Source organism: Anaerobacillus sp. CMMVII, from assembly GCF_025377685.1.
Taxonomy (GTDB): Bacteria; Bacillota; Bacilli; order Bacillales; family Anaerobacillaceae; genus Anaerobacillus.
In genome coordinates this window covers 101,336-126,219 of sequence record NZ_JACEHK010000003.1, presented here as the reverse complement: position 1 = coordinate 126,219, position 24,884 = coordinate 101,336, and the positions used below count along the sequence as shown (strand labels likewise).

Genomic DNA, 24,884 nt, shown 5'->3' with positions numbered 1-24,884 from the left:
CTATCTAAAATTAATCAAACGTTTGATTAATTTTGCACTAGGACTTTTACAATTAAAAAGATCGCTAATCATTGGGCAATGATTAGCGGTCCTTTTGTTTGTTCTAACTTTCACCATTATGGAAGTTAACTATAGATTTCCCTTAATACGACCAATGATAAGAAGTAAACTTTCGAACTGAAACTATTTACAGGAGATACCCCTCCGCTTTAAAGCTTTACCTCGGTGGGGGTCAGACCCCAATGAAAGTCCCAAACATTTTCGAATAGGACATTCTAGCAATCTCATAAACTTTATAAAAACAGAAAGGATTTGAGATAAGGTGTTCATGGCGAAATATTTATCTGCTAATCAGATCAATGTCAGGCATCAATATTTGCCAACTCGTAACACTGCAAGTAAGAAACTCCCTATTCTACTAAAATCAAACCGGCCACTAATACATGTTTTCAAGGACAAGATTGGAAACTACTTTTTGTGGAAAGGTATTGAGGTTTACCAAACCTTAAAGGTACTAAATTCAACTCTGAAAATTCCATGCCAAATACATCAAGGACCAGCCAATGAATATCAGTGGACACTTAAGCTCCTTCAATCTTGTTATCTGGAAAATAGTTATTGGAAAGTGAAAATGGAATTAATTAGGAACTTACTTAATGATGATAAAAAGACTGCGGAACAAATATCTGAGGATAGTGGGATTGAACTGAAGGAAATAAAAAAATACCTTATTCAACCTGATGTTCCGGATGACTATAAGGAACTCGCAATTTCAAACGGCAAACACACCCTAGTAAACAGTATATGTAATAATAAAAAACTAACCGATGAATGCAAAACATTACTTTATGAAGCGGTTTTCCACTATTCTACTCCTATAACTTTTGAGCAATATAACCTCTTTAAGAAATACATTAGAGACGGATACCAATTTGATCCTTCTGAAGCTGGTTCAATGGTGAAACTAAAGGAGATTGTTAATCAAAATGCTGCGTTAATTTATTACTGGTCTTCACTAAATTCTGGCAGGTATTACTTATATCCAAGGCTATATTTTAAAAGAAAGAATGACGAAATAACTAAAAAAACCAATCTATTAAGTTAGCCCTGTAGAGAGCCCTCTCCACAGGGCTAATTTTTGAGAATGAGTTTCCCCTGCTACGGGGTAGCTTTACTGCTTTACCGCTTCACTCCCCTGGGGGTCAGACCCCCATCCCCCCTCCCATCCCCTATCCCGCGACAAATTTCACAAATTCTGTCACCAAAACTTAAAATTATGTAGTGAATTAGTCCCTAATCATGGTATATTTATGTAAACAAAGATTTCCATTCATAGTTAAATATAGTAAAGGCAAAACTGCGGAAACGCAGTGACGCAAAGCTAAAGGGGCTAAATCATCGATTGATATGCCAGCCAGTTACCGTATAGTCAAGTAGACCACAATCTAACATACCCTTGCTTACGGGTGTGTTTTTTTCATATTTAAGGGGGATAAATCGTGCAGATAAGTTTCATTCAACAAGAGAACCAACAACTAGAAGTTGAGCAATCTCACTTTATTGTAGAAAAAAATAAGATTGTAGATATAAGTTCCGTTCTTGCATGTAACTTTAGATATCGCAAAGAACAATTGATTGGCAGGAATTATCTTGACTTATTCGATCAGCAAGACCAACGATTTCTTATCAACCAATTAAATAACGTCTCCTCCCCTTTTGTCGTTAGAGGAATAAAAAGTGATGGAACCTTAATTTCCATTGAGATAACCAAATCGATACCAATATGCCTTAATGGCAAGAATTATACATTAGTTCAAGCAACCGAAAAAAACACACAACAATTAATTAACCTTGAAAAACAACAGATAAAAATGCTTGTTCATGGTCTCCCTATCGCAACTATCATACTCAATTTAGATAAAAAAATAGAGATATGGAATGAAGGTGCAGAACAACTATTTGGTTGGAAGGCATTAGAAGTTGTCGGTAAAACGCTACCATTTCTGAAAGATGGTGATGAATTTCATAGCTTCTTTGAGCTTACAACCAAAGGAAAATCAATTTCAAATCGCGAGATTACTCGGCAGAGAAAAGATGGTTCATACGTTGATTTATGGATTTCGACAACCCCCTATTATAACTCTGAAGGAGTGATTTGTGGGTACGTAGCTCTTTACCAAGATATAACTGATAGAAAAAAAAGTGAGCAGGATATTCGTGATATAAAATATGCACTGGACCAATCTGCTATCGTCTCTGTAACGGATGCAAATGGGAAAATTTCTTATGTAAATGATAAATTTTGTGAAAAATATCAATACCCGCGAGAAGAAATGCTTGGACAGGACCATCGAATTATTAATTCAAGATACCATTCGAGTCAATTTTTTCAGGAACTTTGGGGTTCTGTAGCCAAAGGAGAAATTTGGCGGGGTGAAATTAGAAACAAAGCAAAAGACGGTACAATTAGCTGGATGGATGCAACGATTATCCCGTTTCTTAATGAGAAAGGTGTGCCTTATCAGTACATTGCAATTAGAAGCGATATTACCGAACGCAAGAAGATAGAAGAAGAAATGATCTATAAACAAGAGCAAATTCGCCTTGGGGAAGAACGGTTATATTCACTAGTTCAACACTCCAATGATCTAATCACGATCGTTGATCAAAACGGAATTATCACCTATCAGAGCCCGTCTGTTGAAAAGTTAGGCTATAAAATTGAAGATTTGCTTGGAAAATACGTATTTGATTTAATCCACCAGGAGGATAAGCCATTCGTCAAAAATGACTTTCTTTCAGCTTTAACTAATGTAGAAGGACAAACAGCGTTTGAATGTCGTATTAAACATTGCAATGGCTCATGGCGCCACTGTTCAGGAACCTATACGAATTTCCTTAACGAACCAAGTATTAACGGGATTGTCATTAATTACCGCGACATCACTGAAACTAAAGATGCATTGCAGACAATCGAAAAAATGTCCTACCATGATTTTTTAACAGGACTTCCTAACAAGAAATTTTTTGAGATGAAATTTAATGAAGCCCTTGAAGAGGCCAGAGTACACAATACACAATTGGCTTTAATTCATTTAGATGTAGATCGATTTAATAGTATTAATGAGACACTAGGAAATGAGATTGGTGACCAATTATTATGCGAAATAGCTAACCGATTAAAATTTACTACTGAAAAAAATGGTCTTCTTTCCAGAAATGTTGGAGATGAATTTTTTATTATTGTTCCTCAGATTAGTGATTTTCAAGTAATCAGTACACTTGCTAACTCAATAATTGTATCATTTGATTCACCTTTTTTAATTAACACTCACGAAATCTACTTAACAACAAGTATCGGTATTAGTATTTATCCATTTACTGGAGATACAGTGGTCGGACTCTCGAAAAATGCTGCTATCGCTTTACAAGAAGCGAAAAAAAGAGGAAAAAACAATTTTCAGTTTTACTCCTCGACAATGAATTTACATTCCTACAAGACTTTCACATTACAAAATGACCTTAGAAGAGCACTAAGTAGTCAGCAATTTATGCTAGAGTATCAACCTCAGGTAGATGTTAAAACTGAAAAGATCATCGGGGCCGAAGCACTTATCCGTTGGAATCATCCTCAGTGGGGAAAAGTTCCACCACACGAGTTTATTGCCATTGCCGAAGAAACTGGATTAATTGTTCCGATCGGAGAGTGGGTGTTAGAAACAGCATGTTTTCAAAATAAAAAGTGGCAGGAACTTGGATTACCTCCAATAACAGTCTCTGTAAATATCTCTCCGCAGCAGTTCATGCAAGAGAATTTGTTCGAAAAAATTAAGGCGATCCTTGAAAAGTCGAAGTTGGATCCAAAATATCTCATGATTGAGCTGACAGAGACTTCATTAGTTAGAGATGAAACAGCCGTTTTTTCAACCGTAACGAAATTAAAGAACCTTGGAATAAAAATTGCCATTGATGACTTTGGCACGGGATACTCCTCTCTTAACTACTTGAAAAAATTTAAGTTTAATTGTTTAAAAATAGATAAATCATTTATCAAAGATCTTACTGAAGATTTAGAATCTAAAGAAATTACGTCTACCATTATTAAGTTAGGGAAAGTTCTGAAAATGGCGATCGTTGCAGAGGGAGTAGAAACTTCGGAGCAACTCTCCTGTGTTCAAGCTTTAGATTGCGATTATGTTCAAGGCTATTATTTTTATAAACCAGTACCGAGTAAAGAACTTGAACAACTGCTGTCAAACGGTAACAAAAAAACAATTGCATATACTGCACCAGAGGTTGTTCAAAATAATCGTCGCAAATTTTATCGCATAGAATTTAAGCATCGGTTGCGTGCCGATATGACGATCGTAAACCTTGGTGGTAAAAATGTAACCTTAGGGACCACAAAAGTTTTAATAGAAAATATTAGTGGTGGTGGCTTACGTTTTTTTACAAATGTAAGACTACCAGTTCGATCAGATCTTATCCTGAATTTTAAGTTGAAACTAAATAACCAATCAATTGACCTCCTTGGTTCTCTAGTCTGGACCAAGGAAGTTGATAATGAACTACACCAATATGGACTGGAATTTTCGTTACCTAAAAACAAACAATCACAACTTATAAGTCTTCTAGATACAGTTCAATCAAGCATTAATAATGAGATGTATCAAGAAGTTGGCGATTTTGTAATGAATAATGAGATTCTTATGTAGTGCCAGGGACATAAAAAGAGCACTAACCGTGTATGATATGGTTGGTGCTCTTTTCCATATTTTATAACTAAAGGATGATTTAGGAATGGTAAAAATAGTCTTTGGGTTGTCTGCTCTTCTTTCCATCCCGGTTATTTTTTTATCGGTCATGTCTATCACACATAACACCCCTGACCCAATTACTCCATTGAAAACTGAAAATAATCAAGGGACTATTATGCAAACCAACAACCCATTTTCCATTACAACTTTTAATATTGGGTATGCTGGTTTAGACGAAGACCAGGATTTTTTCATGGATGGCGGAACGATGTCTCGGTCCCGTAGCAAAGAACAAACGTTGATTAATTTAGAACAGATGGGTAAATTTTTACGTAAGCAAGATAGTGATTTTATCTTTCTACAAGAAGTTAATATAAAGGCAACGAGAAGCTTTCACATTAATCAAAACGAATTTTTCGCTAGTCTTTTAACCAATTATAGTTCAACTTTCGGTATGAACCATCAGGTAAAATGGATCCCTATTCCGATTAAAAAACCGATTGGTTCCGTTTATTCCGGACTTGTCACAAAATCTAAATTCTATACGAGTTCTAGCTCAAGGTATCAATTACCCGGAAAAGAAAAATGGCCAGTAGAACTCTTTGGTTTAGATCGTTGCTTTATTGAAAATCGAATTCCAGTGCAAAGTGGTAGCGAATTGGTATTACTGAATGTACATCTCTCCGCCTATGATAAAGGCGGGTTCATACGAAAACAGCAGCTAGACTTCCTCCAAACTTATATTGGTGAAGAATATGAAAAAGGAAACTACGTCATTGTAGGTGGGGATTGGAATCATGTCTTGCCAAACACCGATCACCTCATGTTTAAAACGACGGAACAGGCACCTTTTTGGCTACAAGATCTTCCTGAGGAGTTTACACCAATGAATTTTACATGGGCAAGTGACCCCACAATTCCAACGGTTAGAAATAACGCCTTTCCTTACCAAAAAGGTATGAACTTCGTCTCTATTATTGATGGTTTCTTAGTATCTCCCAATGTTGAGATTGTAGAGGTAAATGGCCATGATTTAGATTTCAAACATAGTGATCATAATCCAGTCGTCGGAACCTTCATATTAAAGGCTCTTTTCTAAAACATTGTTGCTATTTAACCTAAATAATTGGAAAAATCCCTTAGATGAAGACATCACCCAATAGTTTGAGTAAGAAAAGAGCACTACTTACTAAATAATTAGTGAAATCTTAATTTCACGTGTAAAAATCCGGCTTTTGGGATTTTTACACGTGAAAAACTTTGCGAAAAGAGCCATATTAAAAGAGAATAAAAGGCATCAACAAACCTGAGAAAAACCACATTTCGCGAGTCCTGAAAATTAATCAAACGTTTGATTAATTCTAGATCTAGCTGCTTTAACGCTTTACTGCACTGGGGGTCAGACCCCAATAGTCCAATAACCCCCAATAATCACAAAACAGCCCTGCAGAGATCATCTCCGCAGGGCTGTTTATGTGTATTGGACTAATAGTTTTTTATATGTGAATATTACTTTCCAGCTTTCTCATTTTGCTTTTTAGCATTTTGAGATTTATTTTGGTTTTCTTTCTTTGTGTCTTGTTTCTTTACTTCAGGCTTTTTAGCTGCGGCTTTTTCTTGGTTACCACGGTCTTGGTTCTTCGCTTGGACCTTGTTGTTTGCTTTTTCTTGGTTGTTTACTTTTTCTTTAACGTCTTTTGTTGTTTTTTCTTTAACTTCCTTTGTTGCTTTTCCTTTAACGTCTTTTGCTGCTTTTACAGTTGCCACTTCAGCATCTTCTTCTGTTACTACTTCAGCAACTTCCTCTGTTCCTTCTTCAATAACTTCTTCTGTCTCTTGGTTGTACTCTTCTTCTACAATTTCTTCAGTTGCCACTTCTTCTTCGATAACTTCTTCCTCTTGAAGTTGTAGCTTAGCTAGTCTTTTATTAACTTTCATTTCAAGCTTTTCTTGTGCTTTACGATGTTCTTTTGTAGAGACTCTTTTGCTTGAGGGTTTGTTACTTTTTCTAATGCTGCTTGTAGAGCAAGAATATTCTTAGAAAATTTCGCTTCAAGCTCAGCGCGAATTGAAGCTAGTTGATCCTCTTCTTCTGTAGCCTCATCATTTTCAAGAACTTCTTCTTCACCTTCTGTTGTTTCATCTTCAGTTATTTCCTCATCTTCTAATGCCTCTTCACTACCGTCTAACTCTTCTGTTCCCTCTTCTTCAGTACCTTCTTGCTCTTCTGTTGTTTCCTCTGTGTCACCATATTTATCTAATGCTTCTTCATATTTTTCAATTGCTCGTTGAAGAGCTTCGCTAGCTAAATCTACTTTTCCTTCAGCTAGTAGAGCTTCTACCTCTTTAATTCTCTCTTGGCTAAATAAAATTAGTAATTCAGCTTTTTTTACATCGTCAAACGTTAATGCAAGCTTTACAGTCTCTAATACTTTTTTAGCAAAATACAAGAAATCGCCAGGAAGAAGTGCAGGAGTTTCACCTTCAACATCTTCTTCTACTTCAAGAGTTACATCTACTTCTACTACTTCACCTTCAGTAGTTTCATAGATTGAATCCTCATCTGTTACTTCCTCTACTGTTACATCTACTTCTACCTCTTGATTACCTGCATAAACTTGTCCAGTTACCGAAGTAAAGGCTAGAGCCGTTGTGATCACACTAGTCGCTAAAACATTACGAACATTTTTACTAAAACGAATTTTATGTTTTGACATGAAATAATTCCTCCTAAATTGTTTTTCACTATTCTATACGAGGTAGTTTATTTTTTAGGGGGATGTTTTTTTAAAAATTTAAATAGTTACTGCTTCCATCGGTAATTCCATTAAAAATATCCTATTAAGTTGTGACAAAAGCGATTTCGCGAAGCTCGTCAATTATAGTTAGCACACTCAGCGTTCATTAGATCTCCTTTGCTACTTCTTTCTTGAACTAGAAAATAAATTTTAGATTAATATCAAGAAGTCTCACCTTATTAATCTAGTAAACATTTGGTCTGACCCAAATGTTCAATTTCACCAATAAGCGATGCAAATATAGTTGAAAAAATTATTTTAATAGAGGAAAGTAAACTTTTTAAGACAGATCTATTTACAGGGGAGACCCCAACCCTTTATCCTTCCTTCGACATAATAATGTAGAAACGTGGGTGTTTTTGTATTAAGATAGTAATTATATTGTTGTAAATTCTCAATTTAGTATTAGATTGGGAGATTTCACATCTAGGGAGGTACATAATGAAAAAGAAACTTACTAGAGTACTATTTTTATTTGCATTTCTACTACTTATTTCCCCTGTCACTAGTTATGCACAAAAAATAGTAGTCATTGACCCGGGACACGGGGGGAAATTTTCTGGCACCTGTGGTTATACAGGGAACAGAACAGGTTTTTGTGAAAAAGACGCAAATTTATTGGTCGCATTACAACTACAAGACATCCTAAAAAAAACAGATATTCAAGTTCATTTAACACGTAGCACCGACAAGGCGTTTGCATCCTACTTAGCAGATGCTGGTGGTGACTTCGAAAAGCGAATGGCAATTGCCAACGGGTTTGCCAAAGGGAATAATGACAATAGTGTCTTTTTATCAATCCACCATAATGCCCACCCTACGAGCACGTTTGTAAGAGGCATTGAACCTATTACTACGATGGTGTAAATCATTTTAAACCAGAATGGCCCCATGATCCCATGCAGATTACCTACCTCTCAGAGAATAAGAGATTTGCAGAGCTTGTCCATCCGCGCTTAGTCAGGGATTTAGGGCTAATTGACCGCAAAGTGCGTAATGATCAAAGCTTTTATGTGATCCGCAATGCCCAGATGCCAGCTATTCTTGTTGAATTAGGTTTTATGACAAACCCTGATGAAGAAAAACTAATTAAAACTAATAGTTTTCAGCAGAAAGCAGCACAATCCTTAGCCGATTCTATTGTTAATTATTTTAAGGTTTTTGAAGTATTTGATGCTAAAATAAGAAGTTAAGAACTTTTCAAAAACAAGCCGATGCCATTAATTACGCTAAAACCTTTAAAACAAAAGTAACAGTATTTGATAAAGATAAACAAAAGGTGATTTTCACCAATCAACCTACCCATGAAGTTCAACACCGAACAAATGGAACTTTACAAAGTTTCTATAATTTAGAAGATGCAATCAATTTTGCAAAATCAAGAAAAAACACACGAATTATCTCGCTAGACACAAAATGGACAGTCTGGTCTAACTTTTTAACAAAAAAATATGACCTTATCATCAACAACAACATGATTGATAGTTTTTATGATTATAATCTCGCCCACAACGAAGCAAAAAGTAAAACAAATGCAAGGATCGTTAACAATTTAACTGGAGATGTACTCTGGACAAACCAAACAAATAGTAAAGTCACTAGAAATCTCTCAACAGTTAAATTAAGCGGGCAGACTCGTTATATCACTGCTGTTGAAATATCGAAGACATTGTATCCAAACGGCTTTCCAGAAGAAAAAGATCAAAAAGTAGTCATTCTAGCAACAGGTCAAGATGCTGCAGATGGATTATCCGCGGGACCTTTAGCAACCGTTTATGGCAATGCTCCAATTCTACTTACTAGAACCAATGAACTTACCGAAGCTACGAAAAATGAAATCCTTCGCCTTCAAGCTAAGAAAGTCATTATTCTTGGTGGACATTTAGCCATAGAAGAAATTGTTGAAGAGCAAATTATTGAACTAGGACTTGAGACAGAACGAATTAGTGGGCGGACAAGATATGATACAAATCGTTTAATTCTCGAAAGATTAGGTAATCTAAGTGGCGTATTTGTTACATCAGGAAGAAGCTTTGCAGATGCAATTGCAGCAGCTCCAATTGCAGCAGCAAACAATTGGGGAATTGTTCTCAGCCCTAAAAATGACTTCCCTACTGAGTCGTTGCCAATTTTAAATGACAAAGATGTCATTATGCTTGGTGGCCAGTTAGTAATGTCAGATAAAGTTGAAACTACAATTACCAACTATAAACAAAAGAAAAGCGCGGTACGATATGCCGGTAAAACTCGTTATGATACTCTTTCGTTGTTATTAAACCACTTCCGCAAAGAAGTGAACTCAAATCAAATTATCCTAACAACCGGAACAAACTTCCCTGACGCGCTTGCTTCTGCACCGTTAGCAATTCATAGTAAAGCACCACTTATTCTTGTAGGAAATAGTCTGTCTCCTGCTCTTGAGCTATTTCTAATGGAGTATGCTGAAAAAAACGTAGTTGAAGACGTCATTGTCATTGGGGGAATTGTTAAGGACCCAGCTATTAACCAAATCAGGAATGCGATTAGGTAAGAAAACGTAGCTAGACCCTAACTAGCGTTGTCTTTTGGAAAGGAGTAATACAACATGAAAAAATTCATTGGAATCCTTTTAAGTGCATCTCTCCTTTTTGGCTGTTCAAAAACACCAACAATAGAACACTCAAAGGAGAACTATGATACCTTTGAAGAAACTAAAGGAATTGTAGAGGAAACCATCGCTATAGATGAAGAAATTAACGAAGAACCAATAGATACTGAAGATAAGGCTGAAGTAGTAACTGTAGAGAAAGGTGGTCTATTAGACTATCGTCCAAAGGTAGGTAGCAAAATGACCTATTCAAGCGGAGAGGAAGAGCTATTCGTGTATGAAATCATCGCTAAAGATGAGCAACATATCCAAGTATCAATCTTTCTCGGTGGAAATCCAACAACGCAAATTTATAAATGGACAACTAGCGAAATAACACTTCTCTATGAGGAACCAGCACCTTCCGATCCATACAAAAATCGATTAAGTGACTTTAAGCAAATGACAAACCCAGATACACTGATTAACCTTGAGGGTTCTGCCACTTGGCAACTTATTAGTGATAGTGAAGCTGTAACAGTTCCATTTGGAACATTTGCCAATGTATTTGTGATCGAAAAAGTGACTGATGACGTTGCAGACGCAGATACGATTTTCAGAAAATACTTCGCACCAGAAGTAGGACTAATTAAAGAAACATTCGAAGTAACAGGAGAACACGGTTATAAAGGTGAAGCTGTTCTCGAAATTGTTGAATAACCTCTATTAGGGGAAAAAAAGTAACCACTTCTGAGTGGTTACTTTTTATTTCATATGGGTTAGACCAATGAAAGGTCACTTTTACCCTCGGATTATTCTTCCTTAAAGCTTTCGCTGAGATCTATTTACAGATGAGGACCCCATTGAAAAGTCGACTTTCTCCAAATATTGTTGCGCAATTAGTTTTATTAAAGATTGTGAACTTTCAAAGATAATACTTATCACAGGGTAAACCCCACTTCCTATTACGCTCTTACATAAATCTTTTTTCTGTGGAGGAGGATGGCTAGTAAGATCCAACAACAGGATATGAAAATGGCATAAATAATTTTTGGATGTGATGAAAAGTGAGTGAATAGTGCTACTAGATAATCACTAACACGAACTTCTTCCGTAATGAATGGGACATTGATTGCCGCTAATACTCTCGAAATCAGGCCCCTTCCAAAGTAAATAATAAGACTGTTTCTACCAAGTGCTTCAAGAACCGAAACTCCGATAAAACGTTTGTGTGATTCTCTAAATAATTGATCCACTAAAAAATAAATCAAAGCAAACAAGAATATCGTAATAGCAGCAGTGGAAGCAGCGTATGCAGGTGTCCAGATTCGTTTAATAATTGGTGAAAACGTTAGTAAGATCGGAACTAACGATGCAATTCCAATTGCTAGAAAAGCGAGATACTTTGTAGCACCAGTTTCTCTTTTTATAACTAATATTCGTCCTGCTGCATATCCAAATAAAACATTAGAGATAGCACTAAACATGGTCATGATTCCCTCAGGATCATAGCCTCGCCTTCCCTGTTGCCATAGATGATTTTCTGAAAAAATCAATAAATCAATTTTTACCAGCGAATAACAATCTGGAACAAGAGCCCCTCCAGTGCATGAAGCACTAATGATTGAAAGAAGAGCACTATAACTAAATAGCACGAATAAACTTACCGATACAGCAAAAATCCATGAACGATTAATCCAAATCAAAATTACAACAACTAGCCCCACAATTGCATATAGCTGTAAAACTCCTGTTATGCGCCATGTAGTTAGATCTATACTCCAATTTACTAATCCGTTATAGACAAGCCCAATCGCAAACAAAATAATCGTCCGACGAAGCACTTTTTTCCACTTGATCCCGTTTCTGTAGGCGACCGCCATTCCAATTCCGAATAACGTTAAAAATGCTGGAAACAGCATGTCTAACAGTGGAAGTCCTTCCCAACGCGCATGCCGCGCCCATTCATACTCTCCATTACCACCAGGGATGTTACCAAGGAAAATTGCGACCAATATGATAAATCCCCGAGCGATATCTAGGGAGTAAATTCGCCCCAACTTCTTCTGGGGAGTCTTAGTTTCTGTCATAAATAACAATCCCTTTATTAAATTTATTCATCAATTCCATGAAATCTATTTCTGTGATCAGTCAACATTAACTCAAAATGCTGCGGTACAGAAAAAATTCGCCCAACAGCATAATATCCATTTTCTGGGTCCCAAACAGCATAAGCATCAAAGGCTTCTTCAACGATCTGCTCTAACTCTTTTTCTGTGGTCGTTAACTGACCTAGGTGTTCTAACTCAACATAGCGCGGAACAAAGAAGGTAGCATTCTCAACTAAACCATCTTCCTTCAGCTCTCTTAGAGCTTCTCCAGTTGCTTTGTGATCTTTGTGAGGATCATAATAAGTGAACCCATGGTGATAAGCACCAGGGTATTTCGTTTCAAAATTGATCATAACTTCTTTGACATCCGTTGCTTGTAACGCAGCATCTGGATAATCAAAAACGTGTACGTTTTCTTTATCAATATTTAGCTTTGTTAAAGCTAAATGAAATTCCTTCTCTCGTGCATCCATAAATTGTTCAACCGTGAGCGGAGTTCTACCTTCAGCTTCTAGTTTTTCATTTACTTCTCTTCTAGCTCTTTTAGAAGCTCCACCTCTTGTCAAAAGGACAATATGAACGTCATGACCCTCGGACATTTGCTGAAGAATAGCCATTCCCATTGTTAAAACCTCATCATCAGGATGTGGAGCATAAAAAATGTGTGTAGCTTTACTAGACTCTTGTGAACTGGATATATTGAAAACAATCAAACCAACAACCACTAAAAAAGCAATAATAGCTATTTTCTTCATTCAAAATACCTCACTTCCAACTTATAATACTCTTGCAAATAAATGGCACTACTCCATAAGGATAGCTTACTGCGAATCCGACATTTCATTATAACAATACGGCAGTAAACTAGCAATCTAGTACATATTACCTTCTTTTTCGGAAAGCACTTCTACAGTTTACCAATACGTTACACGGCTCCAACGTTAAACAGGAACTTCTTCTTTGCCACAAGTTCCACTAGTATTACCTCCTATTAAGGGAGTTGCGTTGTTCATATTTTATTCCGGTGATGACAGGCACGAATATGATAGGTACAATGATAAGAAAGGAGGATGCTTATGAACATTGTGATACATAATTTATTAAGGAAAGCTTTGCACCATACGGAGAAATCATTGAGGTAAACCCCTTTTCATCAGATACATTCCAAGTAGTTTTATCTGAAGAGCAGGTAAATGGTTGGCGGATTGCTGTCTCCAATCTATCAGGAAAACGGATAGTCAAAAAGCTAGGACTGCATCCGAACACAAGAGAGTCCTTTGAACCGCTGAACGGTGTAGTTGTCATTGTTGTAGCTACAAAAGAAGAACCTGATAATATCAAAGCCTTTCTATTAGATCAACCAGTTTGCTTGTATAAAAACGTATGGCACGCGAACATAGCGTTATCTGCACAAGCTGCAGTAAAAATTACCGAAAATGCAACGGAGATTGAATCCCTCCATCATACGTTAAAAGAAGCGATTACCGTCGGTTTAGTTAGCAGTGATTTTTAGGATGAAATAACAACGTTGTTAATTAAACAAAAGAAAAGGTGATGAACAAATGGGGAAAATTATTGGTGTTGGTCCACATTATCAGTGTTTATTAGAAAGTAAAGGCGTAACTTTAGCAGATAAGCCATTTTTATTTATTAAACCAACGAGCTCAATCATCAAAACCGGCTCAACGATTGAGCTGCCAAGTAATGTTGAGAAGGTCCTAGCAGAGGTTGAAATTGCGATCAAGATGAAGAAAACCGTCAAAAATATCTCCGTTGAAGAAGTGACAGAGTTAGCAGTAATTGATGGCTATGCCATCTGTAATGACGTTACCGCTATTGGCGAAGATCTCCCTTCATTAGGAAAATTGTATGATACGTTTACACCGATCGGCGAGTTTTTCACCATCGAAAACCCTTCAGAAATCAAGATTGAGAGTTACCGTAACGGAGAGTTACAGCAGTCAGCTACCGCATCTGGCATGGGATATAGCATCCCTTATCTTGTCTCCTATATCTCTTCCCTATTCACGTTAGAGGAAGGAGATATTATTTTATCAGGTACACCAGTCGGTGCATTTGAAATTCAAAAAGGCGATACAATCGAACTACGCAGCCCACAACTTGGAGAGGTAAATAATCGAGTGGGGGTCTGACCCCCAGCGCTTTAAAGCTTTACTCCACTGGGGTCAGACCCCCACCCCATTAAAGCATCAAAGCGTTGACATGTGACTGTAGCTTTCTTGCGGACTTAATAATTAATCAAACGTTTGATTAACTTTAATCCCCCAAAAAAAGGAGTCATAATCATGTTGTAATGATTATGACTCCTTTTTCTATTTACAAGACTCAAGATAACTCAAATACTGTGTCTTCACTAAGGGCTACCCCTGTAAATAGTTTTAACTACGAAAGTTCACTTTCTCTTATCAAGTTCAGTAGCTCAAAATAGATTTACAATCTCAATGGTGAAAGTGAACTTTCTTTGGGGTCTGACCCCCAGCGCTTTAAAGCATTACTCCACTGGGGGTCAGACCCCAAAACCCAAAACCACCAAAACCAAAAACCACCAAAACCAAAAATAACCCATATAAATAAATTCTGAAATATTATAAACTATATTTAACAACTAATATTGGAGGGATTTGGAAATGAAGAGGTTAGTCGCCAGGTTTTTCATACTACTCTCTATCCCAATAGTACTTTTCATAGCCTTTTTAGTGTACATGAGCATAACAGATGTAAACCCTGAACCCATCATTCCATTGACAACTGAAGCAAACGAAGGAAGTATTGCTCAGATTAACACTCCTATTTCAATCATTACTTTTAATATTGGCTATGGCGGTTTAGATCAAGCCCAAGACTTCTTTATGGATGGGGGAACAATGTCTCGTTCAAGTAGTGAAGATCAAACATGGACTAACCTAGAACAAATGGGCAAATTTTTACATGAGCAAAATAGCGACTTGATTTTCCTCCAAGAAGTTGATATTAAATCGAGTAGAAGTTTTCACATTGATCAAAAAGAGTATTTTTCAAATTTATTATCTGATTATAGTTCAACATTTGGAATGAATTATCAAGTGAAGTGGGTGCCAGTTCCGGTTACAAAACCGATGGGTGCTGTACATTCAGGGGTTGTGACACTTTCAAAGTTTTTCACTGACTCTAGCTCGAGATACCAGTTACCTGGAAAAGAAAAATGGCCAGTTCAGCTCTTTGAACTTGACCGTTGTTTTATTGAAAATCGAGTTCCTGTTGAAAATGGAAAAGAGTTGGTTTTAGTGAATGTACACTTATCTGCTTATGATGAAGGCGGATTAATTCGAAAACAACAGCTCGACTTCTTAAAAGAATATATGATCGAAGAATATGAGAGAGGAAACTATTTAATTGTAGGTGGGGACTGGAATCATGTCATACCTGGAACGGATCAAAGTGTTTTTGAAACAACGGAAGATACTCCGTTTTGGGTACAATCTCTCCCAGGCGATTTTACACCAGAAGGTTTTACATGGGGAAGTGACATAACAGTTCCAACGGTTAGAAACAACGCATTTGCGTATCAGCCTGGGGTCAATTTCGTCTCAGTTATCGATGGCTTCTTAGTTTCACCGAATGTTGAAATAGCTGAAGTCTACGCTGTTGATCTAGGTTTTGAACATAGTGACCATAATCCAGTCTTAGGGATTTTCATCTTAATGGAATAGCTTTTATCTGTTAGTTTTTATTTTCAAATAACCTTCTAGGGGCCTGACATCAATGAAATTGAACTTTCATTGATGTCAGGCTCGTTATATATCATAGAAGTCTCTTTCAATGGGAAGCATATCTATGAAAGGAGGATTTGACCATGAGCGATAATAAGCAAAATCAAAATAATAAAAATAATAAGAAGCAAAAAAGCGGCAATAAACATAAAACAAGCAGTAGCGCGAATAAAAAGAACGAATTCCACTAAAATCTGAGAAAAGGAGTGCCAATCATTAACAACAAATGAGTGGAACTCCTTTTTTCGTACTTGCTTAACCATTAGTTAAAAAATATTTTAAGACTTATGTTTAATAGTTTAATAGTTTGGTGATACTGTAACTAAGATCAAACAAGGAGCGTGCTAAAAAATGAGTTTACAAGAATACATCGCAAATATTAATCAGATGTTAGAGCTTGCCAAACAAGAAGTACATGAAGATGAACTATTATTAGATCCTTCATATACTAATACTCTTTAGCACCATTTTAATTAGGTCAACCTATACTAAAAGTTTTCTCAAAATATTTATTCGGTAACATATCTGATATATAAATGAGGATGAAACTAAGGCCCCCCTTCTTAGTATCATCCTTATTTATCTTTTTCTTCTTTTGTCATTTGTGTCATTTGGGGTCTGACCCCCAGCGGAGTAAAGTGTTAAAGTGGTAGACTACATAGTGCTGATCTAGTTATATGAAAAGGGAGCAGAGATCATTTTTCAAAATGATCTCTGCTCCCTTTTTTATTATGAACCTATTCTCCTAACCACTTTAACGCTTTTACGTAGTGGGGGTCAGACCCCCATATAGCCCCCCCATCTACACCAACTTATGGCCGCAGTTGGAGCAGAAGTTGCCTTCGCCTGTTTTGGCGCCGCAGTTTGGGCAGAAGTTTGGTCTTGCTTTAGGCTCATCTTGTTGATTTTGCTGCGCTTGGTTTTGGTTTTGATTTTGATTTTGCCCTAGATTTTGGTTGTGCCCTTGACCTTGATTTTGATTTTGATTTTGACTTTGGTTTTGACCTGGATTTTGCCCCTGACCCTGACCCTGGTTCATGTTCTTCATCATTTCGTTGGCGACGTTCATGCCCATCATCATGCCGGCCATGTCAGAGGCTGCGCCGCCGCCTTGGACTTTGCCTGAGGCCATGCCGTCGACCATTTCGACTTGCTGGTATTTGCCTAGGTCACCGATCATGGAGTGTGAAGCAGTTTTGGTAATTCGATTTTGAATTTCCTCAGGGTAGTTGAAGCTCATGACTGTAAATTTCGTAATGGTTAGGCCATCGCCTAGAATGCTCATATCGAGGTCTTCTCGAATTCCATTTGAGATATCAAAGGCATTGGCTTGAAGGTTGAACATGTCTTTGCCTTCTTTTGAAATCCACTTCATTAACAGCTGATCTAACACTGAGGTGATACGCAATTTGATATCGTCGACATAATAGCTATTTTTGATCCCGGCGATCTTATCGATCAAAGCTATATAGTCACTAACTTTTACATTAAACGTTCCATTCGCTCTTATCGGGATCCCGCCAGGGAGCTGCGGATGCGGGATATTGATTGCATTTTTCGTTCCCCATTTGACGATGAATTCCTTCGTATTCACAAAAAGCACTTCCGCGCGCATGCCACTGTTAAAGCCAAATTTGAATCCTTTAAGCGTGGAAAGGAAGGGGATAATTTGCGATTCGATGTCATACTCCCCTTCTTTCTCGAAGATTCCCTCAATTTTTCCCGACCGTAAAAAAATCGCATCCTGACCCGCACGAATGATCAGTTTACTACCTTTTTTAATTTCACGATTGCTCCACTTCCAAAAAATCATATCATCTCGAAATTCTTCCCACTCAACTACATTGGCAAATTGATTTCTAAAAAACATATCGTTCTCCTCACTCCCGTTTTAAAATTTCCCTTTGCTACCGCTGTGGGAATGGCCACCGCCTGTAAAGCCGCCGCCACCAAAACCACCGCCGCCACCGCGGTTGTTATTGCTCGTTGGCTTTTTCGTTTTCGTCACTGTTTTTCTGACGAATGTATCATTTTTTGCGATCAACGCTGAGTTATTGTCGTCTAAATACGTTCTTGCGTTCGTCGTTTTCCTGCCACTAGAATGATAGGCCATAATCCCAACAACGAGAGCCCCGACAATTCCGGAAGCTAGTAGCTGAAACCAAAGCTCAAAAAAGATGTTTTCTTCTGCGGGTGGGTGATAAATTACCTGCGGCGTCTCATTGTAATTCGGCGTTTTAATTGGGTCAGAAGGACGTGGCGCCTCTGGTTCCATCTCCAGATAATACTTCGTTAACTCGATAAATTCCCAAAAGGCCCCGTAAAAATCACCATCGGAAAGGTAAGGTGTAATTTCTTCACGAATCATTTCGGCTCGGTCATTATCAACATACGTCTCACCTTTATAAAAACCGGCGACATACACATCACGCTCAAGCATATCGATCGTTAAAATCACGGTATCTCCATGAGCCCTATTATATCCTAGCCCCTTCTCGTCATAAAAATCGCCCATATATTGCTCAACAGGTCTTCCGTCTGTTCCATTTGTCGTTAGAATAATGATATCTACCTGGGTTTGATCGCTGTACATGTCTGCTAAGGTTTCTAGCTCTTCTACCTCTGTAGCTGTTAACAGCTCTGCAAAATCATAAATTTTTTGTTCGGTCGAGGCCAAAGCCGTTAGTGATAAAATCATTGAAAAAAGAATAAATAAGGAAAGTGTTCGAACGAAATTTTTCACTAAATACCACCTCCCATAAGCCAAGCGATTGTTTTGATGGTAATAAACGTGACACCAGCAACCCCTGTAAACCAAGCAGCCACTTTTCCAGAGCTAATCGGCGGCTTGCCGACAATTTTTCCTGTCTGTCCGTTCATCGCAAAAATATGCTCTTTTTTATCGTAATCATAGCTGACCATCCATACAGGAATCAGTGTGTAGTAGGCGTTTAATGGCTTCGTATCAATGTTTTTACGGCGAAATGAGGTACTCGCGTAGCCATTGATCGTCGATTTAATATAGGATTCTACATAAGTATCAACCCTAGACCTTACTCTTGGAAATAGCTCTTTGTCGTCATAATTATATTTTTCAGCGATATAACCTGCTAAATAAGGCGTGTTAAAATCTTTTAAATTGCGATAATCGTAGGGCTCTAGCTTATCCATCAACTGATCATCCATTTTTTCAGAAGCATCGACCGGAACCTTCAAATACTGAAGATCGACCTTTCGATAAACATCATAATAACTCGTCTCAGTATAGTTGTAATCGCCCTGACTGTACGTTCGTACTCTCGTACATACAGCGTCAGCTTCTCCTTTGCTGCGTAAATCATACAGCCAAAAAGGCACGTACATCCCAGTAATGCTTTTGATCCGATCAGCTGTCATAAAGCCTTTTGGGGTTAAAAGTCCTTTGCGACACCAGGCGACAAACGCATTTTCTGCCTGCTCTTTGCTAATCGTAAAAGGAATTACCTTCAAAGGAGCCAAATTTCCAGACAATCGATCGGCAAGCACAACCCCAGCCCCACAAAAACAGCAGGTCGTCGCTACAGTATCCGCGTCGGTTAAAACGATAGCACCGCAGTTCTTGCAATGATACTCTACCGCTTCTCCTTCCGCAAACTCCTGCGACATAAACTCTTTGGGATATGTATCAATGTTGTCCTCTCTCCCACAACTATCACAAGCAAGCTTTCCCGATTCACTATCAAACTTCATATCAGATCCACAATCCGGACACTTATAATGAATGAGCATCTTTCATCCCTCCTCTATTAGGAAGCGTGGGGACGGTTCTGCTGCTTCCTTCGCCTTACGAAATAAAAAAGCGTAAACGCCCTAGGAAAAAGTGTAGTGCTTTTTCTTTGCTTAGCCCCGACAAAAGTTACTGACCTCGTTCACAACATGTGTTACTTCTAGAGTTACTACATGCAGCTTTGCCTCGAGGACCTACTGGACCACAGAGGCAGCGGCTTAGTGAACAGGAACATTCGACCTCGAGGGGCTGGGCGCCTGAAGCTAGACATAACTTCTAAAACGCTTCTACTTATCTCTTGCAAAAAAGCATGCGAACCGTCCTTGCTTCTGCAAGTCAACAGCTAGAATAGACGTTCTAGCTTATTTCTTTTTTAAGTTATTCTTTAAGGCCTCTAGCTCATCGTCAATGCTTGGTTTAGCATTGTCTGTATCAGTATACTTCGCCATTAAATCATCAATGTCATCCTTAGGTGCATTCAGCTCTGCCATCGCATTTGCTGTATATAGCGCTCGATCGGCCTTCTCTTCCAATCTATCAAGGTCAGCCATTCTTGTAGAGCCACCGGTCATTCTGTTTATTTTTTCTTGCGTTTTCGCCGCAGTAAGCTTTCGTTTAATTTCGTGACTACGGGCTTCTAATTCTTTTATATCGGAATTCAACTTATCATGCATGTCACGCATTTTTTTTGCATTTTCACAGACTACTTCATAAGCATCTTTAAGTCCTTCTTCTCGCAATGCTACCGCTGCTTTTCTCTCTAATAACGCTCTGGCATCCGTTTCATTTCCTAGCTCTAGCGCTCTTTCTGCATACCGTTGCAGCTTATTGATCTCAGCTGAATTTTCATCCAGCGCTCGTTTTGTCCGTTGTTCCTCTGCCATAACCGAAGCCGTTTCAGCCTTCACGTTACCTAAATCACTACGTAGGTCTCGTAAATATTGAGCAAGCATCTTTTCAGGATCTTCCGCTTTTTCTAGCATGGCATAAAAGTTAGCCGCCATAATACTTCTAAACCTCTTTATCATACTCATGTCCATCCTCCCTTTCCAGGAAGCGTGGGGACGGTTCTGCTGCTTCCTAAAGCATTTGATTCACGAAGAAAGCAGCAGAACCGTCCCGGCGCTTTCTGATTACCACCTTATTATTGTATGTAATCTTCATTATTATTGAGTACGCCTAGATGTTTTTTTTCATTGTGTAGTACTACTTTTACGAAACCAATTGGAGAAAGGTTTCAAAAAAAGGAAGCGTCGCGAAGCATGGGGACGGTTCTGCTGCTTCATTTATCTGAGGAAGCACGAGAACCGTCCCCACGCTTCCTACTCTCCCGCTTCGTGATCAACTGCAAATTTAAGGTATAATAAGGCATTACGTGTCTTTTTAGTTAAGTCCATTGTTAATTTTTCTAATTCGTTTAATGATAGGTTGTGAGAATGGAATTCTCCTACTCCAAATTTAATAGAATCTAGGTTTAGTTTAATTCCACTTTCATGATTAAGTAAGGAGTCTGGGTACTCGGTTACTTGGAGGTAGCTATGCTCCATCATATTTCGTAAGTGACTTATTTTTTTTACAAACATGCTCTGTTCAGAGATTTTGTCATACCCGTAGATATCTCTAGAAAGCCAATATAAAGATTGTAATGCATCATTTTTTTTCTGTTTAAAAAACTTCTTTAGTGGCTTATTTGGGTCTTCATCAATAAACCAAATGTGATTAAGACTAGCTTTATTGTTAGGGATGCTAAGGTTATAGAAATGGTTAAGAAAATAGCCGATCTTATCAAAAATCGAATAAGACATCCGATAGACAGTTTTTAATAGATCAGTACGAATGCTATATACGTTCATCCCCTCGTTATTGAATAACAAGTCATTGTCCGCCAAATGGGGTTTTTCTTTTGATTGATGAATCGTATCAAACAGAAGCCATCGTAGTGTGATAAATTCTTGACTTAACGAATTTAAAAAGTTTTGATACACTCTTGAACGGAAAGAATGCGTTTCATTAGGAAAGTTATTGTCACTATATAAGAAGGCATCAACTTGAACCATCGAATGTAGGTCAATGTCATTCGATCCATTTAAAAATAAACGGTTAGCAGCGCACCATTTTCGATAGACCTTCTCTTTTCCTGAAAAGCGGTTTCCACCTTTATGAACGCCGACGTCGTCTATCCCTAATTGTTCATACATATCTTCTGCCACCTTAAAGCGCTGTTGATAAACCATCAAATTATCTTTGTCCTTGATGTTTTCTTTGTACGTCTTTAATTTTTGATGGGCATTATAGATACAATGCATTTTATCTTGGGTTCCTTTTAATAGGGTGGAGTAGAATAATAATCCCCAACCTGTTTGAGGGACCTTTTTTTCGTAATAAAAATCTTCATTTTCAATCATTTTCTCTATAACCGCTAATGCTTCAATCGGTCTACCAATATTCATTAGGGCCTCAGAATATGTAATGCAGATATTATTCCATATTAATGGTGGTATTGTTTTCTCTTCATATTCAGTGAAAAGATTTTCGAGGATAAACAATTGCTGTTGTCTCATTTTGCTGTTCCACTCGGAAGTTTTTTTTGAATGAATGAGGTGTTTTGCAAACCAGTAATCACTTTCAAGTATTTCAGCAATCGGATAAATTTGTTTACCAACAAACTTTCTTTTTAGATATGTAATTAACTCTAGTATTTTACCAGGCAAAGATTCCTTCTTTGTTTCTCTTAATTCGTTTATCAGGTAATCGATTACAGCGATAACTTCAGAAGCCTTAAAATTAGTTAAATTTTTGGCTTGAAGAACTTCTGTTGGATTGAACATCATAAGGTTTCTCCCTCCGATTTAGCTTCAATAAGTGTAAAATATTGGTTACCATATATTATACAAGAATGCTTCGGTAGGGGGAAGCGTAGGGACAGTAATGCTACTACATATCCTCAGAAACGGAATATCACTAGAACCCTCACAAAACATTTCTACTTTCTTGTGGAAATCACCGAACTTAGGTGGTATTTTTAAGGGAAGTAACCAAAGAAGCACAGAGGCACCGGGACGGTTCTGCTGCTTCATTTTGTTCGCCTCGTGAACAAAATGAAGCACGAGAACCGTCCCCACGCTTTCCACTAAAGGGGGAAAAACCATGAAATTATCAAGCATTATTAGTGACGGGATGGTCCTGCAAAGACATGCTGCGGTTGCTATCTGGGGGAAAACTAGAAGCTCCGAGGTAGTGAAGGTATTATTCCTTGAAAAAACATACGAAACACAGGCTGATAGCGATGGCAATTGGACCGTAACACTTAACGATTTAAAGCCAGGTGGCCCCTATCAAATGGTGATCATTGACAATGAAGAAACAACAGTTATTCAGGATATTCTGATTGGTGATGTATGGGTCCTTGGTGGACAATCGAACATGGAACTACCGGTTCGCAGAACTCTTGATTTGTTCTCCGCGGAAATGAAAACGGTCAATCAACCATATATCCGCCAATTTGCCGTTCCACAATTGTACGATTTCCATGCTCCCCAACAGGACTTGGCCGGTGGAAACTGGATTGCTGCCAACCAAACTGATGTCATGAGTTTTAGCGCCGCTGGCTATTTTTTCGCAAAGGATCTCTATGAAACATACGGAGTTCCAATTGGATTAATTATGACTGCAGTTGGTGGAACGCCGATTGAGGCCTGGATTAGTGAAAAAACGTTACGAGAGATCGGTGGCTACGAGGAACGTCTTGCTAAGTTGAAAGATGATTCTTATGTAGCCGGTACGAAACAAAACGACGAAAAACGTAATCATGATTGGTATGAAGATTTAAATGAGCGAGATCTGGGCTTAAAAAAATGCTGGCATCAAGCCGACTATGATACAAGCGAATGGCAAGATTTTGTGGTCCCGAATTCATGGGCAGGCAGTGAGCTAGAAACGGTAAGAGGTTCTGTATGGTTCAGAACAGAGATTAATATCCCTGAAGAGATGCTAAACTGCGAGGCAAAATTAGCATTAGGGACCATCATTGATGGTGACGATACATACGTTAATGGGACATTGATCGGAAATACAGGCTACATGTATCCACCAAGACGGTACCAGATTCCAACAGGACTTTTAAAGCCTGGAAAAAATTCAATTGCCGTCAGGATCATCAGTACTCAAAATATCGGTGGATTCTTAAAAGATATGCCCTATAAACTAATTGCAAATGGTCACGAACTAAACTTAGAGGGCACTTGGAAATATCGAATTGGAGCAGTGACCGAGAGACTGGAGCCACAAACATTTTTTCAATACATGCCATCTGGCGTTTATAACAAGATGATATCACCTTTACAAAACTATAAAATCAAAGGTGTTGCCTGGTACCAAGGTGAGTCCAATACTCCTCAGCCGAAAGGGTATCATAAGCTTTTTGAAGCTTTAGTTAATGACTGGCGTAAAAATTGGGGAATGAACGAGCTTCCGTTTCTTTATACTCAACTAGCGAATTTTGATGCCTGGGAAAAGGGTCAAAGTAATTGGGCAGAGCTACGTGAAGAACAACGGAAGGCCCAAAATATAAACAATACAGGAATGGCCGTGACGATTGATATTGGTGAACACAATGATTTACATCCTCAAGATAAGAAGACCCTTGGGCAGCGACTCGGCTTATGCGCTAAAAAACTAGCTTACGACGAGAACATTGTCTATAGTGGCCCAATCTATCAGAGAATGGAAAAGACTGATGATGCCATTTGTTTATATTTTGACCACGTTGGTAGTGGACTGACTTCGCGAAATGGTGAACTAAAGCAGTTTATGATATGCGGTGAAGATGGTCATTTTGTTCCAGCAAATGCTGTCATCTCTGGCCATAATGTTATTGTCAGCTGCGAGCAAATCAAGCAACCTCAGCAGGTACGCTACGCATGGTCCGACAACCCCGCTGGCGCAAACCTCTATAACAAAGAAGGCCTACCCGCATCCCCGTTTACTACTGAGTAGGAAGCGCGGGGACGGTTCTGGTGCTTCCTCGTAGCCCTAAATAATGAAGCACGAGAACCGTCCCCATGCTTCAAAAAACAAAAAGGAAGAATTAATCAAACGTTTGATTAATTCTTCCAAT

The 24,884-nt window shown here is 38.1% G+C and carries 20 protein-coding genes and 1 riboswitch; of the genes, 11 read left to right on the top strand and 9 right to left on the bottom strand.

The window, feature by feature from the left end:
• Positions 1-328: 328 nt before the first annotated feature.
• From H1D32_RS07885 to H1D32_RS07875, 3 genes are all read left to right on the top strand, one after another.
• Positions 329-1,105, top strand: a complete 777-nt coding sequence (locus tag H1D32_RS07885) for a hypothetical protein (RefSeq protein WP_261177726.1) — start codon at positions 329-331, stop codon at positions 1,103-1,105.
• Between the two features lie 235 nt (positions 1,106-1,340).
• Positions 1,341-1,426, top strand: a riboswitch (cyclic di-GMP riboswitch).
• 73 nt (positions 1,427-1,499) lie between these two features.
• Complete coding sequence (locus H1D32_RS07880; protein ID WP_261177725.1) at positions 1,500-4,715, top strand: EAL domain-containing protein; 3,216 nt, start codon at positions 1,500-1,502, stop codon at positions 4,713-4,715.
• 85 nt (positions 4,716-4,800) lie between these two features.
• Positions 4,801-5,856: an endonuclease/exonuclease/phosphatase family protein gene (locus H1D32_RS07875; protein WP_261177724.1), complete on the top strand. Its 1,056-nt coding sequence runs from the start codon at positions 4,801-4,803 to the stop codon at positions 5,854-5,856.
• A 410-nt stretch (positions 5,857-6,266) separates the two neighbouring features.
• Here the strand turns inward: H1D32_RS07875 and H1D32_RS07870 are convergent, their stop codons facing one another.
• Positions 6,267-6,695: a hypothetical protein gene (locus tag H1D32_RS07870; protein WP_261177723.1), complete on the bottom strand. Its 429-nt coding sequence runs from the start codon at positions 6,693-6,695 to the stop codon at positions 6,267-6,269.
• Positions 6,692-7,474: a DUF5667 domain-containing protein gene (locus tag H1D32_RS07865; RefSeq protein WP_261177722.1), complete on the bottom strand. Its 783-nt coding sequence runs from the start codon at positions 7,472-7,474 to the stop codon at positions 6,692-6,694. Before H1D32_RS07865 ends, H1D32_RS07870 begins: the two co-directional genes overlap by 4 nt.
• A 522-nt stretch (positions 7,475-7,996) precedes the next feature.
• Between H1D32_RS07865 and H1D32_RS07860 the strand changes: the two genes are divergently transcribed.
• From H1D32_RS07860 to H1D32_RS07845, 4 genes are all read left to right on the top strand, one after another.
• Entirely contained in the window at positions 7,997-8,422 is a 426-nt protein-coding gene (locus H1D32_RS07860; protein ID WP_261177721.1) for an N-acetylmuramoyl-L-alanine amidase family protein, read from the top strand.
• 32 nt (positions 8,423-8,454) lie between these two features.
• Complete coding sequence (locus tag H1D32_RS07855) at positions 8,455-8,748, top strand: N-acetylmuramoyl-L-alanine amidase family protein (RefSeq protein ID WP_261177720.1); 294 nt, start codon at positions 8,455-8,457, stop codon at positions 8,746-8,748.
• Positions 8,749-8,834: 86 nt separating this feature from the next.
• On the top strand, positions 8,835-10,085 hold the full coding sequence (locus H1D32_RS07850; protein WP_261177719.1) for a cell wall-binding repeat-containing protein: 1,251 nt from the start codon (positions 8,835-8,837) through the stop codon (positions 10,083-10,085).
• Positions 10,086-10,139: 54 nt separating this feature from the next.
• A complete protein-coding gene (locus tag H1D32_RS07845) occupies positions 10,140-10,841 on the top strand; it encodes a hypothetical protein (protein ID WP_261177718.1) in 702 nt (233 codons plus the stop codon).
• A gap of 245 nt (positions 10,842-11,086) precedes the next feature.
• On the opposite strand, the gene H1D32_RS07840 is transcribed toward H1D32_RS07845, so the two are convergent.
• Positions 11,087-12,211, bottom strand: a complete 1,125-nt coding sequence (locus tag H1D32_RS07840) for a heparan-alpha-glucosaminide N-acetyltransferase domain-containing protein (RefSeq protein ID WP_261177717.1) — start codon at positions 12,209-12,211, stop codon at positions 11,087-11,089.
• 23 nt (positions 12,212-12,234) lie between these two features.
• Complete coding sequence (locus H1D32_RS07835; RefSeq protein ID WP_261177716.1) at positions 12,235-12,987, bottom strand: PIG-L deacetylase family protein; 753 nt, start codon at positions 12,985-12,987, stop codon at positions 12,235-12,237.
• A gap of 344 nt (positions 12,988-13,331) precedes the next feature.
• Here H1D32_RS07835 and H1D32_RS24920 point away from each other — a divergent pair, with 344 nt between their 5' ends.
• The 3 genes from H1D32_RS24920 (at position 13,332) to H1D32_RS07820 (ending at position 15,942) form a co-directional block, all read left to right on the top strand.
• The gene (locus tag H1D32_RS24920) at positions 13,332-13,745 is read left to right on the top strand and encodes an ureidoglycolate lyase (protein ID WP_314733377.1); all 414 of its coding nucleotides are present in this window, start codon (positions 13,332-13,334) and stop codon (positions 13,743-13,745) included.
• Between the two features lie 49 nt (positions 13,746-13,794).
• Complete coding sequence (locus H1D32_RS07825) at positions 13,795-14,385, top strand: fumarylacetoacetate hydrolase family protein (protein WP_261177715.1); 591 nt, start codon at positions 13,795-13,797, stop codon at positions 14,383-14,385.
• Between the two features lie 495 nt (positions 14,386-14,880).
• Complete coding sequence (locus tag H1D32_RS07820; protein ID WP_261177714.1) at positions 14,881-15,942, top strand: endonuclease/exonuclease/phosphatase family protein; 1,062 nt, start codon at positions 14,881-14,883, stop codon at positions 15,940-15,942.
• Positions 15,943-16,804: 862 nt separating this feature from the next.
• Here H1D32_RS07820 and H1D32_RS07815 read toward each other — a convergent pair.
• The 5 genes from H1D32_RS07815 to H1D32_RS07795 all read right to left on the bottom strand — a co-directional run bounded on the left by H1D32_RS07815 (position 16,805) and on the right by H1D32_RS07795 (position 22,599).
• Positions 16,805-17,872 (bottom strand): SPFH domain-containing protein, encoded by a 1,068-nt coding sequence (locus H1D32_RS07815; protein WP_261177713.1) that lies wholly within the window; start codon positions 17,870-17,872, stop codon positions 16,805-16,807.
• Between the two features lie 21 nt (positions 17,873-17,893).
• The gene (locus H1D32_RS07810) at positions 17,894-18,745 is read right to left on the bottom strand and encodes a TPM domain-containing protein (RefSeq protein WP_261177712.1); all 852 of its coding nucleotides are present in this window, start codon (positions 18,743-18,745) and stop codon (positions 17,894-17,896) included.
• Positions 18,745-19,770: a TFIIB-type zinc ribbon-containing protein gene (locus H1D32_RS07805; RefSeq protein ID WP_261177711.1), complete on the bottom strand. Its 1,026-nt coding sequence runs from the start codon at positions 19,768-19,770 to the stop codon at positions 18,745-18,747. Before H1D32_RS07805 ends, H1D32_RS07810 begins: the two co-directional genes overlap by 1 nt.
• Positions 19,771-20,130: 360 nt before the next feature.
• Positions 20,131-20,802 carry a PspA/IM30 family protein gene (locus H1D32_RS07800; protein ID WP_261177710.1) on the bottom strand — a complete coding sequence of 224 codons (672 nt, stop codon included), beginning with the start codon at positions 20,800-20,802 and terminating at the stop codon, positions 20,131-20,133.
• A gap of 288 nt (positions 20,803-21,090) precedes the next feature.
• Positions 21,091-22,599 carry an LA2681 family HEPN domain-containing protein gene (locus H1D32_RS07795; protein WP_261177709.1) on the bottom strand — a complete coding sequence of 503 codons (1,509 nt, stop codon included), beginning with the start codon at positions 22,597-22,599 and terminating at the stop codon, positions 21,091-21,093.
• A gap of 316 nt (positions 22,600-22,915) precedes the next feature.
• On the opposite strand from H1D32_RS07795, the gene H1D32_RS07790 reads away from it, so the two are divergent.
• On the top strand, positions 22,916-24,763 hold the full coding sequence (locus H1D32_RS07790) for a sialate O-acetylesterase (protein ID WP_261177708.1): 1,848 nt from the start codon (positions 22,916-22,918) through the stop codon (positions 24,761-24,763).
• Positions 24,764-24,884: the final 121 nt, after the last annotated feature.

Excerpts from the sequence above, each read along its gene's own strand:
- H1D32_RS07865 (WP_261177722.1), bottom strand. The coding sequence starts at position 7,474 with ATGTCAAAACATAAAATTCGTTTTAGTAAAAATGTTCGTAATGTTTTA.
- H1D32_RS07825 (WP_261177715.1), top strand. The coding sequence starts at position 13,795 with ATGGGGAAAATTATTGGTGTTGGTCCACATTATCAGTGTTTATTAGAA.
- H1D32_RS07885 (WP_261177726.1), top strand. The coding sequence starts at position 329 with ATGGCGAAATATTTATCTGCTAATCAGATCAATGTCAGGCATCAATAT.
- H1D32_RS07820 (WP_261177714.1), top strand. The coding sequence starts at position 14,881 with ATGAAGAGGTTAGTCGCCAGGTTTTTCATACTACTCTCTATCCCAATA.
- H1D32_RS07790 (WP_261177708.1), top strand. The coding sequence starts at position 22,916 with ATGAAATTATCAAGCATTATTAGTGACGGGATGGTCCTGCAAAGACAT.
- H1D32_RS07795 (WP_261177709.1), bottom strand. The coding sequence starts at position 22,599 with ATGATGTTCAATCCAACAGAAGTTCTTCAAGCCAAAAATTTAACTAAT.
- H1D32_RS07875 (WP_261177724.1), top strand. The coding sequence starts at position 4,801 with ATGGTAAAAATAGTCTTTGGGTTGTCTGCTCTTCTTTCCATCCCGGTT.
- H1D32_RS07840 (WP_261177717.1), bottom strand. The coding sequence starts at position 12,211 with ATGACAGAAACTAAGACTCCCCAGAAGAAGTTGGGGCGAATTTACTCC.
- H1D32_RS07815 (WP_261177713.1), bottom strand. The coding sequence starts at position 17,872 with ATGTTTTTTAGAAATCAATTTGCCAATGTAGTTGAGTGGGAAGAATTT.
- H1D32_RS07860 (WP_261177721.1), top strand. The coding sequence starts at position 7,997 with ATGAAAAAGAAACTTACTAGAGTACTATTTTTATTTGCATTTCTACTA.
- H1D32_RS07800 (WP_261177710.1), bottom strand. The coding sequence starts at position 20,802 with ATGAGTATGATAAAGAGGTTTAGAAGTATTATGGCGGCTAACTTTTAT.
- H1D32_RS07855 (WP_261177720.1), top strand. The coding sequence starts at position 8,455 with ATGCAGATTACCTACCTCTCAGAGAATAAGAGATTTGCAGAGCTTGTC.
- H1D32_RS07805 (WP_261177711.1), bottom strand. The coding sequence starts at position 19,770 with ATGCTCATTCATTATAAGTGTCCGGATTGTGGATCTGATATGAAGTTT.
- H1D32_RS07845 (WP_261177718.1), top strand. The coding sequence starts at position 10,140 with ATGAAAAAATTCATTGGAATCCTTTTAAGTGCATCTCTCCTTTTTGGC.
- H1D32_RS07835 (WP_261177716.1), bottom strand. The coding sequence starts at position 12,987 with ATGAAGAAAATAGCTATTATTGCTTTTTTAGTGGTTGTTGGTTTGATT.
- H1D32_RS07870 (WP_261177723.1), bottom strand. The coding sequence starts at position 6,695 with ATGAAAGTTAATAAAAGACTAGCTAAGCTACAACTTCAAGAGGAAGAA.